The sequence below is a fragment of the Streptomyces sp. NBC_01116 genome, assembly GCF_041435495.1.
Lineage (GTDB): Bacteria > Actinomycetota > Actinomycetes > Streptomycetales > Streptomycetaceae > Streptomyces.
This window is the reverse complement of the sequence record NZ_CP108644.1, coordinates 4,661,874-4,675,241: the sequence shown is the minus strand read 5'-3', so window position 1 is coordinate 4,675,241 and position 13,368 is coordinate 4,661,874. Positions and strand designations below refer to the sequence as shown.

The 13,368-nt window shown below is 71.1% G+C and carries 13 protein-coding genes; 5 read left to right on the top strand and 8 right to left on the bottom strand.

Annotated features, from left to right (window positions below):
• The first annotated feature begins 61 nt into the window (after positions 1-61).
• The gene (locus tag OG245_RS20450; protein ID WP_371624935.1) at positions 62-265 is read left to right on the top strand and encodes a hypothetical protein; all 204 of its coding nucleotides are present in this window, start codon (positions 62-64) and stop codon (positions 263-265) included.
• 39 nt (positions 266-304) lie between these two features.
• On the opposite strand, the gene OG245_RS20445 is transcribed toward OG245_RS20450, so the two are convergent.
• From OG245_RS20445 to nth, 3 genes are all read right to left on the bottom strand, one after another.
• Positions 305-1,510, bottom strand: coding sequence for a MarP family serine protease (locus OG245_RS20445; RefSeq protein ID WP_371624934.1), 1,206 nt, complete (start codon positions 1,508-1,510; stop codon positions 305-307).
• A 91-nt stretch (positions 1,511-1,601) separates the two neighbouring features.
• Positions 1,602-2,432 carry a CoA pyrophosphatase gene (locus OG245_RS20440; RefSeq protein WP_371624933.1) on the bottom strand — a complete coding sequence of 277 codons (831 nt, stop codon included), beginning with the start codon at positions 2,430-2,432 and terminating at the stop codon, positions 1,602-1,604.
• 94 nt (positions 2,433-2,526) lie between these two features.
• Positions 2,527-3,387, bottom strand: coding sequence for an endonuclease III (gene nth, locus OG245_RS20435; protein ID WP_371624932.1), 861 nt, complete (start codon positions 3,385-3,387; stop codon positions 2,527-2,529).
• A gap of 370 nt (positions 3,388-3,757) precedes the next feature.
• On the opposite strand from nth, the gene OG245_RS20430 reads away from it, so the two are divergent.
• Positions 3,758-4,432 (top strand): Crp/Fnr family transcriptional regulator, encoded by a 675-nt coding sequence (locus tag OG245_RS20430; protein ID WP_003967450.1) that lies wholly within the window; start codon positions 3,758-3,760, stop codon positions 4,430-4,432.
• 102 nt (positions 4,433-4,534) lie between these two features.
• Here OG245_RS20430 and OG245_RS20425 read toward each other — a convergent pair whose 3' ends face one another.
• The 4 genes from OG245_RS20425 to OG245_RS20410 all read right to left on the bottom strand — a co-directional run bounded on the left by OG245_RS20425 (position 4,535) and on the right by OG245_RS20410 (position 7,232).
• On the bottom strand, positions 4,535-5,371 hold the full coding sequence (locus OG245_RS20425; protein ID WP_371624931.1) for an MBL fold metallo-hydrolase: 837 nt from the start codon (positions 5,369-5,371) through the stop codon (positions 4,535-4,537).
• Positions 5,368-6,324 carry an NUDIX hydrolase gene (locus tag OG245_RS20420; protein WP_371624930.1) on the bottom strand — a complete coding sequence of 319 codons (957 nt, stop codon included), beginning with the start codon at positions 6,322-6,324 and terminating at the stop codon, positions 5,368-5,370. The genes OG245_RS20425 and OG245_RS20420 overlap by 4 nt, the downstream gene beginning before the upstream one ends.
• A 279-nt stretch (positions 6,325-6,603) precedes the next feature.
• Positions 6,604-7,074: a RidA family protein gene (locus OG245_RS20415; protein WP_279567404.1), complete on the bottom strand. Its 471-nt coding sequence runs from the start codon at positions 7,072-7,074 to the stop codon at positions 6,604-6,606.
• The gene (locus tag OG245_RS20410; protein ID WP_017947820.1) at positions 7,074-7,232 is read right to left on the bottom strand and encodes a DUF4177 domain-containing protein; all 159 of its coding nucleotides are present in this window, start codon (positions 7,230-7,232) and stop codon (positions 7,074-7,076) included. The genes OG245_RS20415 and OG245_RS20410 overlap by 1 nt, the downstream gene beginning before the upstream one ends.
• A 72-nt stretch (positions 7,233-7,304) precedes the next feature.
• Here OG245_RS20410 and OG245_RS20405 point away from each other — a divergent pair, with 72 nt between their 5' ends.
• Together OG245_RS20405 and OG245_RS20400 are read left to right on the top strand one after the other, a co-directional pair.
• The gene (locus OG245_RS20405; protein WP_371624929.1) at positions 7,305-8,279 is read left to right on the top strand and encodes an ArsA family ATPase; all 975 of its coding nucleotides are present in this window, start codon (positions 7,305-7,307) and stop codon (positions 8,277-8,279) included.
• A complete protein-coding gene (locus tag OG245_RS20400; RefSeq protein WP_371624928.1) occupies positions 8,276-9,763 on the top strand; it encodes an ArsA-related P-loop ATPase in 1,488 nt (495 codons plus the stop codon). Before OG245_RS20405 ends, OG245_RS20400 begins: the two co-directional genes overlap by 4 nt.
• 216 nt (positions 9,764-9,979) lie before the next feature.
• Here the strand turns inward: OG245_RS20400 and OG245_RS20395 are convergent, their stop codons facing one another.
• Positions 9,980-10,330 (bottom strand): WhiB family transcriptional regulator, encoded by a 351-nt coding sequence (locus OG245_RS20395; RefSeq protein WP_006126397.1) that lies wholly within the window; start codon positions 10,328-10,330, stop codon positions 9,980-9,982.
• Positions 10,331-11,104: 774 nt separating this feature from the next.
• On the opposite strand from OG245_RS20395, the gene OG245_RS20390 reads away from it, so the two are divergent.
• Positions 11,105-13,342, top strand: a complete 2,238-nt coding sequence (locus tag OG245_RS20390) for a transglycosylase domain-containing protein (RefSeq protein ID WP_371624927.1) — start codon at positions 11,105-11,107, stop codon at positions 13,340-13,342.
• Positions 13,343-13,368 lie beyond the last annotated feature (26 nt).

Here is a 13,368-nt window from a genome sequence, read left to right as displayed (position 1 = left end):
TAGGCCGATTGGCTGACTCGCGCACGATTACCGACCTTGGGTCACGGGCAGACGTCGGGGTATGGGCTGGACGCACGACTTCACTGACGAAGCACGCAACCGCCGCTCCACCGTCTCAGCCGGTGTGAGCACTCATGAGGGGGGCGGCCCTCGCGGCCGGGTGCACCACGTGCATGACCTTCACCGTTCCCGTCTCGGGATTTCCCGCATCCTCCGCCGTCGGGCCCGCTGGGTCTCGGCACGGCTCCGCCATCCCCGTAACTGACCCTCACCGGCTCGGCCGGGACGGGCCCTCGGACGCCCTCTAGAGGGCGCAGCCCTGGCTGTCGACCTGCTGGTCGGCCTCGCGGCCGATCTCGATGTCCTCGCGGATCTCGTCGGCGGTCAGCGCGTAGCCGGTGTCCGGGTCGTCGAGCGACTTGGCGAACACCACTCCGTACACCTTCCCGTCCGGAGTGAGCAGCGGGCCGCCCGAGTTGCCCTGGCGCACCGTCGCGTAGAGCGAGTACACATCGCGTCGCACCGTGCCCCGGTGGTAGATGTCCGGGCCGTCGGCGTCGATGCGGGCGCGGACGCGTGCCGAGCGCACGTCGTACGCGCCGTTCTCGGGGAAGCCGGCGACGATCGCGCTGTCGCCGGTCTCCGCGTCGTCGTCCGGGCCGGTGAACTGCAGCGGCCTGGCCCGGAGATCGGGGACGTCCAGGACCGCGATGTCGCGCTGCCAGTCGTAGAGGACGACCTTCGCGTCGTACAGCCGGCCCTCACCGCCGATCTGCACGGTGGGCTCCTCCACGCCGCCGACCACGTGGGCGTTGGTCATCACCCGGCGCTCGGAGAAGACGAACCCGGTGCCTTCGAGGACCTTGCCGCAGCTCGGGGCCGTGCCCACGACCTTGACGATCGACTTCTTGGCACGGGCGGCCACCGGGCTGCCGACGAGGGCCGGGTCCGGGGCCTTGACCTCGGTGATCGGCTCGTTGGCGAACGGGCTGAAGACCTGCGGGAAGCCGTTCTGCGCGAGGACGGACGAGAAGTCCTGGAACCAGCTGGGCGCCTGCTCCGGCATCACCCGGTCGACCCCGAGCAGGACCGATGAGCTGCGGACCTCCTTGCCGAGGGTCGGCAGCGAGGTGCCCGCCAGCAGCAGGCCGATCATCCAGGCCACCAGCAGCATGGCCACCACGTTGACCAGGGCGCCGCCGGTGGCGTCCAGGGCGCGCGCGGGCGACCACGTGATGTACCGGCGGAGTCTGTTGCCCAGGTGGGTGGTGAAGGCCTGGCCGATCGAGGCGCAGACGATCACGATGACGACCGCGCCGATGGCGACGGCGGTGGAGACCTCGGCGTCCTCCGTCACCCGGTCCCAGATGACCGGCAGCAGGTAGACGGCGACGAGACCGCCCCCGAGGAAGCCGATCACCGACAGGATGCCGACGACGAAACCCTGGCGATAACCGATGACCGCGAACCACACGGCAGCCAGCAGCAGCAGGATGTCCAGCACGTTCACCGTCTATAGCCTCGCAGTTTCGTCACCTGGCCCGTCGGTGGTGACGGGGTCCGGGCCGGGCCCGGAACAGCGCAGCAGGACAGCCAGCGTGTCATGCGCGCCAGTCGAGCGGCACCTGCCTGGCCCTGTCCCAGGGGCGTTCCCATCCCGCGTAGTGCACGATCCGGTCGATCACTCCGGCCGTGAAACCCCAGACCAGGGCTGATTCGACCAGAAATGCCGGGCCGCTGTGGCCGCTCGGGTGGATGGCCGTGGCCCGGTTCGCGGGGTCCGTGAGATCCGCCACGGGGACCGTGAAGACCCGGGCCGTCTCGGCCGGATCGACCACCCCGACCGGGCTGGGCGCGCGCCACCAGCCCAGCACGGGCGTCACGACGAAGCTGCTGACCGGGATGTAGAGCCGGGGCAGCACGCCGAAGAGCTGTACGCCCCGGGGGTCGAGCCCGGTCTCCTCCTCGGCCTCGCGCAGCGCCGCCCGCAGGGGCCCGGTGGTGGCCTGGTCGCCGTCCTCGGGATCGAGTGCGCCGCCGGGGAAGGACGGCTGCCCGGCGTGGGAGCGCAGGGTCCCGGACCGCTCCATCAGCAGCAGCTCGGGCCCGCGCTCCCCCTCGCCGAACAGGACCAGGACGGCGGACTGCCGGCCCGCCCCGCTCTCGGGCGGCAGGAAGCGGCTGAGCTGCTGCGGCCGGACGCTCCGCGCGGCGCGGGCGACGGGGTCGAGCCATGCGGGGAGGCCGTCGGTGGTGACCGGGACGCCGGCGTCGACGGCCCCGCCTCCCGGTCCCGGCGCTCCGTAGCTTCCGGGGCTTCCGGGGCTTCCGGGCTCCAGGCTCTCGGCGAAGCCGTTCCCGGCCTGCGCGTGCGCTTGTGAGCGCGCCGGTGTGTGCGCCTGTGTCATGTCGTGTGTCTGCGCGTGCGTCATGGGCACCCCCGTTGATTCACAACGCCTGTCATCGGCCATTTCGTTCCGAGCCGTTCCGTCCTGAGGAGTGAAGCTGGAGGCGAGGGCGTGACGCTCACTCCGCCCCGAGCGCGGGCGCGGGCTTTCCCGGGTAGTCGGCGGGCGGGCTGAGCCGCTGGCCCGGGTAGCCGCCCATCTCGTACTTCAGGAGCTTCCTGGCCTTCTCCGGGTCGGTCTCGCCCTCCCCGTACGAAGGACAGAGCGGGGCGATGGGGCAGGCTCCGCAGGCGGGCTTGCGGGCGTGGCAGATCCGGCGGCCGTGGAACACCACCCGGTGCGACAGCATCGTCCACTCGCTCTTGGGGAAGATCCCGGCGACGACCGCCTCGACCTTCACCGGGTCCTCCTCGTCGGTCCACTTCCAGCGCCGCACGAGGCGCCCGAAGTGCGTGTCGACGGTGATGCCGGGGACGCCGAAGGCGTTGCCCAGGACCACGTTGGCGGTCTTGCGGCCGACGCCGGGCAGCTTCACCAGGTCCTCCAGGCGCCCCGGGACCTCGCCGCCGAACTCGTCCCGGAGGGCGGCCGAGAGGCCGAGCAGCGACTTGGTCTTCGCCCGGAAGAACCCGGTCGGCCGGATGATCTCCTCCATCTCCTCCGGCACGGCCGCCGCCATGTCCTCGGGTGTGGGATAGGCGGCGAAGAGCGCGGGGGTGGTCTGGTTGACCCTCAGGTCCGTGGTCTGGGCGGAGAGGACCGTGGCCACGAGGAGCTCGAACGGGTTACGGAAGTCCAGCTCGGGATGGGCGTACGGATAGACCTCGGCGAGCTCGCGGTTGATCCGGCGCGCCCGGCGGACCATCGCGAGGTGCGACTCCGCCTTGGGCGCCTTGGCCACCTTGGCGGGCTTCGCAGATTTGGCGGTTTTGGTGTTTTTGGCGGTTTTGCCGGATTTCGCGGGCGTTGACGATGACACTGCGGACCTCCTGGCCGACTCCCGGAGCGGTTTCCCCGGCTCTCCGGGGGAGCCGTACGCCCCTCCGGGGGAGCCATTCGCGGCATTCTCCGGGCGCGGCCGGGGCTGTTCGCCCACAGCGGAATCGCCGCCCTTCAGCACCCCGTCAGCCCGCTCGACCTGCGCTCTCCCCGGCGTTCTGGACACCCCGCCAGCCTAGAGCCAGGCACCGACAACCACCGCCGTCACGGCGCATCCGCCCCCGATCGGCCCCCTGCCGTAGGGTCCGGCACGCCCGTGCGTCAAACTGGTTTGTGATTGATCGCACTGTTTTACCGTCCGGCATGATGGGGACCACGGTTCCCTGAACAGGCCGACAAGGAGAGAACTCGTGGACGACGTTCTGCGGCGCGCCCCGCTTTTCGCGGCGCTCGATGATGAGCAGGCCGCGGAGCTCCGCGCCTCGATGAGTGAGGTGACCCTCGCGCGCGGAGACGCGCTGTTCCACGAGGGCGACCAGGGTGACCGCCTGTACGTGGTCACCGAGGGCAAGGTGAAGCTCCACCGCACCTCGCCCGACGGGCGCGAGAACATGCTGGCCGTGCTCGGCCCCGGCGAGCTGATCGGGGAGCTGTCGCTCTTCGACCCGGGCCCGCGTACGGCGACCGCCTCCGCGCTGACCGAGGTCAAGCTCCTCGGCCTCGGCCACGGCGACCTCCAGCCCTGGCTGAACGCCCGGCCCGAGGTGGCCACCGCGCTGCTGCGCGCGGTCGCCCGGCGGCTGCGCAAGACCAACGACCAGATGTCCGACCTGGTCTTCTCCGACGTCCCGGGCCGTGTCGCCCGCGCCCTCCTGGACCTGTCACGCCGCTTCGGCGTCCAGTCCGAGGAAGGCATCCACGTCGTGCACGACCTCACCCAGGAGGAGCTGGCCCAGCTGGTCGGCGCCTCCCGCGAGACGGTCAACAAGGCGCTCGCGGACTTCGCGGGACGCGGCTGGCTGCGCCTGGAGGCCCGCGCGGTCATCCTGCTGGACGTGGAGCGGCTGGCGAAGCGTTCGCGCTGACCCCGGATCCCGTACGCGAAGGGCCCCGCCGACCTGGGCACGTAGCGGAGCACGCACTCCGTCACGTCCGTCGGCGGGGCCCTTCGCCGCGCGCGGACCCCGTCAGCTCTGGATCAGCCCGTGCTCGGTCAGGTACTCCAGCTGCGCCCGCACCGACAGCTCGGCGGCCGGCCACAGGGAGCGGTCCACGTCGGCGTACACCGTCGCCACCACCTCCGACGGCGTACGGTGCCCGGCCTCCACCGCCGTCTCCACCTGGGCGAGGCGGTGCGCGCGGTGGGCCAGGTAGAACTCCACCGCCCCCTGCGCGTCCTCCAGCACCGGGCCGTGGCCCGGCAGCACCGTGTGGACGCCGTCGTCGACCGTCAGCGACCGCAGCCGCCTGAGCGAGTCCAGGTAGTCGCCGAGCCGCCCGTCCGGGTGCGCGACCACCGTCGTACCGCGGCCGAGGATCGTGTCGCCCGTCAGCACCGCCCGGTCGGCGGGCAGATGGAACGAGAGCGAGTCCGCGGTGTGCCCGGGCGTCGGCACGACCCGCAGCTCCAGGCCGCCGGTGGTGATCACGTCGCCCGCCCCGAGGCCCTCGTCGCCCAGCCGCAGCGCCGCGTCCAGGGCCCGCACCTTCGTCCCCGTCAACTCCGCGAACCGGCCCGCGCCCTCCGCGTGGTCGGGGTGGCCGTGGGTGAGCAGCGTGAGTCCCACGCGCCGCCCGGACCGCTCCACCGCCTCGATCACGGCCCGCAGGTGGACGTCGTCGAGCGGCCCGGGATCGATGACGACCGCGAGATCGGAGCCGGGCTCGGCCACGATCCAGGTGTTCGTCCCGTCGAGCGTCATCGCGGACGGATTGGGCGCGAGGATGTTGACCGTACGGGCGGTCGCGGGGCCGGAGGCCACGGTTCCGCGCGGCTGTCCGGGCAGGGCCGCTGCGTCGCTCACGCTCGACCGCCTCCCGGGCCCGTCGCGGGCACGTGCTTGGTGAACTCGTCGTGCCCCGGCCAGCTCAGCACCAGCTCACCGCCCTCCAGACGGGCCTGCGCGAGGACCGGGGCCATGTCCTGCCCGTCGGCCGCCCCGAGCGCCTCGGCGGCCGTCCTGTACGGCGCGAGGGCCCGCAGCGTGGTCACGGTGGGCGGCATCATCAGCAGCTCGCCCCGGTCGTAGCGGCGGGCCGCCTCGGCGGGGGCGATCCACACCGTGCGGTCGGCCTCCGTGGAGACGTCCCGGGTGCGCTGGCCCTCGGGGAGCGCGGCGACGAAGAACCAGGTGTCGTACCGGCGCGGTTCGAACTCCGGCGTGATCCAGCGCGCCCAGGCGCCCAGCAGGTCCGAGCGCAGCACCAGGCCGCGCCGGTCCAGGAACTCCGCGAAGGACAGCTCCCGGGCGACCAGCGCCTCCCGGTCGGCCTCCCAGTGGTCCCCGGTCGTGTCGCCGACCACGGCCCGGGCGGTCGGCCCGGCGAGGAGAACGCCCGCCTCCTCGAACATCTCGCGCACCGCCGCGCAGACGATGGCCTGCGCCTCGGTGACCGTCGCCACGCCGAGCCGGGCGGCCCAGTGCTCCAACGGGGGTCCGGCCCACCCGATCAGCCGGTCGTCGTCGCGCGGATCCACACCGCCACCCGGATAGGCGTACGCGCCTCCGGCGAACGCCATGGAGGTCCGGCGGCGAAGCATGTGCACGACAGGGCCATCGGGCGCGCCGCCCGTCCGACCCGGATCGCCGCCCGTCCCGCTCCGATCGCCGCCCGTCGCGCCCGCCTCGGGCCCGCCGGGATCGCGGAGCAGCATCACGGTGGCGGCCCGCCGGGGTGCCACGGCCGTCAGCTCACCGGCGGCGAGGGCCCTGATCCGGTCGGGCCATTCCGGGGGGTACCACTGACCTTGGGACATGGCCGGAGGCTATCCGGAACCGCGCCGATGTTCGAGAGGTCCCTGATCGTCGCGATGACCCGACACGCCCCGTACGCGCCACGCCATGCCCCGTACACGCTCGTCATGCGCCGTACATGCCCGTCAATGCCCCGCACATGCCCGCCATGCCCCGTACATGCCCGCCCGCCATGCCCCGGACCCGAACGATCCCCGGACCCGAACGGTCCCGGTACGCGAACGATCCCGCCCGGTCGCGGGGACCGGACGGGATCGGAAGGCGGAGCGGGAGAGGGATGCTCAGGCGTCGTCGAGCTCCACCTGGACCTCGACCTCGACCGGTGCGTCCAGCGGCAGCACCGCGACGCCCACGGCGCTGCGGGCGTGCACGCCCCTGTCGCCGAGGACCGCGCCCAGCAGCTCGCTGGCGCCGTTGATCACGGCGGGCTGGCCGGTGAAGTCGGAGGCCGAGGCGACGAAGCCCACGACCTTCACGACGCGCTTGATCCGGTCCAGGTCGCCGGCGACCGACTTCACGGCGGCCAGGGCGTTGAGCGCGCAGGTCTTCGCGAGCTCCTTCGCCTCGTCCGGCGTGACCTCGGCGCCGACCTTGCCGGTGACGGCGAGCTTGCCGTCCACCATCGGCAGCTGGCCGGAGGTGTACACGTACACCCCGGACCGCACGGCCGGCTGGTACGAGGCCAGCGGCGGCACGACGGCGGGGAGGGTCAGGCCGAGCTCGGCGAGCCGCGCCTCGACGGCGCCCGCCACTACGACTTCTCCCGCTTCAGGTAGGCCACGAGCTGCTCGGGGTTGTTCGGGCCGGGAACGACCTGGACCAGCTCCCAGCCGTCCTCGCCCCAGGTGTCCAGAATCTGCTTGGTCGCGTGCACGAGAAGCGGCACGGTCGCGTATTCCCACTTGGTCATGGGCCCGACTGTAACGCCTGGCACGTACGGTCCCGTGCGTAGGCCGGGGCCGGACTGGTTAGGCTCGAATACGTGAGCAGGTTCCAGGTCGTCAGCGGCAAGGGCGGCACCGGTAAGACCACGGTCGCCGCCGCCCTCGCGCTCGCCCTCGCGACCGAGGGCAGGCGCACTCTTCTCGTCGAGGTCGAGGGCAGGCAGGGCATCGCCCAGCTCTTCGGTTCCGACGCGCTCCCCTACGAGGAGCGCAAGATCGCCGTCGCGCCGGGCGGCGGCGAGGTGTACGCGCTGGCGATCGACGCCGAACGCGCGCTCCTCGACTACCTCCAGATGTTCTACAAGCTCGGCAGCGCGGGCCGGGCGCTGAAGAAGCTCGGCGCGATCGACTTCGCCACCACCATCGCGCCCGGCGTCCGGGACGTCCTGCTGACCGGCAAGGCGTGCGAAGCCGTACGCCGCAAGGACAAGCAGGGCCGGTTCGTCTACGACCACGTGATCATGGACGCCCCGCCGACCGGCCGGATCACCCGCTTCCTGAACGTCAACGACGAGGTCGCCGGGCTGGCCAGGATCGGCCCCATACACAACCAGGCCCAGGCCGTGATGCGGGTCCTGAAGTCCCCGCAGACCGCGGTCCATCTGGTGACCCTCCTGGAGGAGATGCCGGTCCAGGAGACCGCGGACGGCATCGCCGAGCTGCGCGCCGCCGAACTGCCCGTGGGCAGCGTGTTCGTGAACATGGTCCGCCCGCATCTGCTCGACGAGGACGCCCTGCGCACCGCCGCGGGCGGCCGCCGCAAGGAGATCGCCAAGGCGCTGACCCGGGCCGGAGTGACCGGCTCCACCGCGCTCGTGCGGCCCCTGGTCGAGCAGGCGGCCGAGCACGCCGAGCGGGTCGGCCTGGAGCGGGAGCAGCGCGCGGTGCTGGCCGGTCTCGGGCTGCCGACGGCGGAGCTGCCGCTGATCGGCGACGGGGTGGACCTCACCGCGCTGCACGACCTGGCCACGGAGCTCCGTAAGCAGGGCGCGGGGGAAGAGGGAGACGCATGACGGCGGACACGGCGGACACGGCGGACACGGCCGGTGGGGACCCGTCCGTGGCGGGGCTGGACACGGACGCGCTGCTGGACGACCCGGGCATCCGGATCGTCGTGTGCTGCGGCTCCGGCGGGGTCGGCAAGACCACGACCGCCGCCGCCCTCGGCGTACGGGCCGCCGAGCGCGGCCGGAAGGTCGTCGTCCTCACCATCGACCCGGCCCGCCGGCTCGCCCAGTCCATGGGCATCGACCGGCTGGACAACGTGCCGAGGCGGGTCGACGGCATCGACGGCGAGGGCGAGCTGCACGCCATGATGCTGGACATGAAGCGGACCTTCGACGAGACCGTCGAGGCGCACGCGGACGCCGAACGTGCCCGGGCGATCCTGGAGAACCCCTTCTACCAGTCCCTGTCCGCCGGGTTCGCCGGTACGCAGGAGTACATGGCGATGGAGAAGCTCGGGCAGTTGCGGGCGCGCGACGAGTGGGACCTGATCATCGTCGACACGCCTCCCTCGCGTTCCGCGCTGGACTTCCTGGACGCGCCTAAGCGGCTCGGGTCGTTCCTCGACGGGAAGTTCATCCGGCTGCTGATGGCGCCCGCGAAGGTGGGCGGCCGGGCCGGGATGAAGTTCCTCAACGTCGGTATGTCGATGATGAGCGGAACGCTGGGCAAGCTGCTCGGGGGTCAGTTCCTGCGGGACGTGCAGACGTTCGTCGCGGCGATGGACACCATGTTCGGCGGCTTCCGCAGCCGCGCGGACGCCACGTACAAGCTGCTCCAGGCGCCGGGCACGGCCTTTCTCGTGGTGGCGACGCCGGAGCAGGACGCGCTGCGCGAGGCCGCCTACTTCGTGGAGCGGCTGGCCGCCGAGAAGATGCCGCTGGCCGGCCTGGTCCTCAACCGCGTGCACGGCAGCGAGGCTTCGCGGCTCTCCGCCGAGCAGGCACTGGCGGCCGCGGAAAACCTTGACGACGCCCGCACGGAAAATCTTGACGACACCCGCATTGTGGATCAGAGGGCCGGGAAAGCTGGCTTTGGTGACCAGGAAGCCCACGACCCGGCGGTCACCGCTTCCGGACCGACCGAGCCGCCCCTCTCCCCCGAGGCAGGGCAGGCGTCCGGCCCCGAGCCCGCAGCCGAGCACCAGGACACGACGGAGAACGAGCCGCCCCACCAGAACATCGCGACACCCGCGACCACCCCTGACGACGCGACGAGCCCCGCGGAGGCGGCCGACGCCGTCGGCGCGACCACCGACGAGGCCGTGGGCGTCGAGGAACTGACGGCAGGTCTGCTGCGGCTGCACGCCGAGCGTATGCAGGTCGTCGCCCGCGAGCACCGCACCCGCGACCGCTTCACCGAGCTGCACCCCGAGGTGCCGGTGACGGCCGTGGCAGCGCTGCCCGGCGACGTACACGACCTGAACGGACTCCGGGCCATCGGTGACCGCCTGGCGGACGGCTCCGCTCCGACCCCTGCCGGAGCGGCGTAGACACCACCCGCCGGGCCCGATGACGCACGGGCCGGCTCAGCGGTGCCGACGCCCAAGGGCTGTCCCGTGATTCCCGGTGGATCGGCGCGCGGCGTCAGACGCGGTGCATCGCACGGCGGAGGGACGTCCACATACTGGATGTATGGGGATGTTCCGACAACGCGGCGAGGTGCCGTAGCTGTCATCGCGCGCCCGCCGGGAAGTGCGGGACAGCCCTTAGCCGACGGCCGCGTACGTCTCGTGCAGTTCCTCGTCCTCCAGCCCGATGACTCCGGGCAGAATGCCGGTGGACCGCTCGTACTCGCTGCGTGCGGTCTCCAGCAGTCGACGCCAGGACGTGACGGTCGGCCGGCGCCGCAGCAGTGCGCGGCGCTCCCGCTCCGTCATTCCACCCCACACGCCGAATTCGACGCGATTGTCGAGCGCATCGGCCAGGCACTCGGTCCGCACCGGACATCCGGTGCACACCGCCTTGGCCCTGTTCTGCGCTGCCCCTTGTACGAACAGTTCATCCGGATCGGTAGTGCGGCAGGCTGCCTGCGCACTCCAGTCGGTTACCCAGCCCATGCCGGCGCCGTCCTCTCCCGAATCGAGGCTCCCCCACGGCGGTAGCGGCATATTCACCGCTGCCAGTTGAGGACGTTACGGAAGGTGGGAACAGCACAACACCCCCTTCGGGCCCAATCTTGAATGGTCCGAACGGACTATGCGTATGCGGCAGATCACCCAGGGGAGTGAGCCGACGACATGCAGGACTATCTCCGTGAAAAGGGGACAGTGCACTCAAGTCGCAAGGGACTTCCCGTGACATACGCGGCGATTTCGGGAGCGCCTCGATGGCTACGTGAAGGACAATGCGGATGCTCATCCACCGGGCGAAGAATGACCAGAAGACGCGCATGGGATGGCACGGGGCTTGATACGGAACCGGTCTGCTGTGACAGTTGAGAGCAGCTTAGGCCAAGGCCTGTCCGTCTGTCCGGCGAATGAGAACGTAGGCGCCCCGCGCCCGCGCCCGTGTCGCCATGCCCGGCACCCGCTCGCCGCAGGGACGCTCGCCACAGGGCCGAGGCGGTCCGCCCGGCGGGAGTCAGGGGTGAGTCCGGCAGCCGTCAGGGGTGAGTCCGGCAGGCGTCCAGCGGAACTTCGGCAGGCATCCAGCGGGAGTCCGGCACGCCTCCGACGGAAGTCCGGAACAGGTGCCGGACAGACGCCGAGCAGGTGCCGGACAGACGCCGAGCAGGCGCTCGGCCGGCCCGGATGTCACGGTCCGGTACCTGAACGCTCCGAGAGGCCCCTGCTCCTGCGACACCTTCATCACTACGGATTAGGCTGCCCCCTATGCCAAAGAAGCGCTCGGGCGGGGGTCTCACCACGACCCAGCAGGCCGCCAAGTTCCTCGGTGTCGCCGCGCTCTCCGGAGCTGTCCTGGCAGGCATCGCGCTGCCCGCAGCCGGAGCGCTGGGGCTCGCCGCCAAGGGGACGGTCGAAGGATTCGACGAGATCCCCTCCAACCTCAAGACTCCTCCGCTCAGCCAGCGGACCACGATCCAGGACCGCGACGGCGGCACCATCGCCACGGTGTACTCCCGCGACCGCACGGTCGTCCCGCTCAAGGACATCTCGCCGCACATGCAGGCCGCGATCATCGCGATCGAGGACTCCCGCTTCTACGAGCACGGCGCGGTCGACCTCAAGGGCATCCTCCGCGCGATGAACCGCAACGTGCAGGCGGGCGGGGCGGCGCAGGGCGCGTCGACCCTCACCCAGCAGTACGTGAAGAACGTCTTCGTCGAGGAGGCGGGCGACGACCCGGAGAAGGTCGCCGAGGCCACGCAGCAGACGCTCGGCCGCAAGGTCCGCGAGCTGAAGTACGCGATCCAGGTCGAGGAGGAGCTCGGCAAGAAGAAGATCCTGGAGAACTACCTCAACATCACGTTCTTCGGGCAGCAGGCGTACGGCGTCGAGGCCGCCTCCCAGCGCTACTTCTCCAAGCGCGCCAAGGATCTCGACGTGGAGGAGGCCGCGCTGCTCGCCGGCATCGTCCAGTCGCCGAGCCGCTACGACCCGGTCAACGACACGGAGGAGGCGACCAAGCGTCGCAACACCGTGCTGGCACGGATGGCCGCGGTCAAGAGCATCACGCAGGCCGAGGCCGACAAGGCCATGGAGACGCCCATCAAGCTGAAGGTCTCCCGGCCGAAGAACGGCTGCATCACCGCCGTCAGCGGCTCCGGCTTCTTCTGCGACTACGTCCGCAAGACGATCCTCACGGACCCCGCCTTCGGCAAGACCGACGAGGACCGGGCGAAGCTCTGGAACCTCGGCGGTCTGACCATCCGGACCACGCTGGACCCGCGCGCCCAGAAGGCCGCCAACGAGGCCGCCACCGCGAAGGTCAACAAGGACGACAAGTTCGCGGCGTCCGTGGTGCAGGTCCAGCCGGGCAGCGGCAAGATCCTCTCCATGGGCCAGTCCCGCCCGTACGGCCTGGACCAGAAGCAGAACGAGACCGTGCTGAACCTCGCCGTCAGCAACAAGATGGGCGGCAGCACCTACGGCTTCCAGGTCGGCTCGACGTTCAAGCCGTTCACCGCTGCCGCGGCGCTGGAGAAGGGCATCAGCCCGGCGACGACGTTCTCGACGGACTGGAAGATGACGCTCAAGGAGCGGGACTTCCGGAACTGCACCGGCTCTCCGGCCGGCTACGCGGACTGGGCCCTGCAGAACGAGCTGGAGTCCGAAAAGGGCACCTGGGACATGACGAGCGCGCTCGGCAAGTCCATCAACACCTACTTCGCGCTGCTGGAGCAGAAGGCCGGCCTCTGCGAGACCGTGGAGATGGCCAAGAAGGTCGGCTACGAGCGCGGCGACGGCAAGAAGATCGTCGAGGCCCCCTCGATCACCCTGGGCAGTGAGGTGAGCACCCCGCTCTCGATGGCCAGCGCCTACGCCGCGTTCGCCAACCGGGGCACCTTCTGCACGCCGATCGCCATCGAGTCCATCAAGGACCCGCAGGACAAGAAGCTCCCCGTGCCGAAGACGTCCTGCTCGCGGGCGATGAGCGAGAAGACCGCGGACACGATCAACCAGATGCTCAAGGGCGTCGTGGAGGACGGCACCGGTACGCAGGCCGGACTCAGCGACCGGGACAACGCGGGCAAGACCGGTACGACCAACGACCGCAAGGACGCCTGGTTCGTCGGGTACACGCCGAACCTCTCCACCGCGGTGTGGGTCGGTGACGACGTCGGCGAGAAGAGCTCGATGTTCGGTGTCACCATCGGCGGCCAGTACTACGACAAGGTCTGCGGCGGCTGCCTGCCCGGTCCGATCTGGCGCATCGCGATGACCGGCGCCCTGGACGCGGCGGAGACCCCCGGGTTCAACCCGGTCGCCGTACCCCGGGGCAAGGAGAAGAAGGACGAGGAGAAGGGCGACCGGGACCGCGACCGCGACGACGAGGACCGCGAGGACGCGAAGCCCGGCGACGACGGCAACCGGTTCCCCGGCATCGAACTCCCGGACGGCGTGATCGGCGGACCGGGTGGTGGCGGACGAGGCCAGAACGGCCCCTGACCCGTCTGCGTATCCGTACAGCGGAA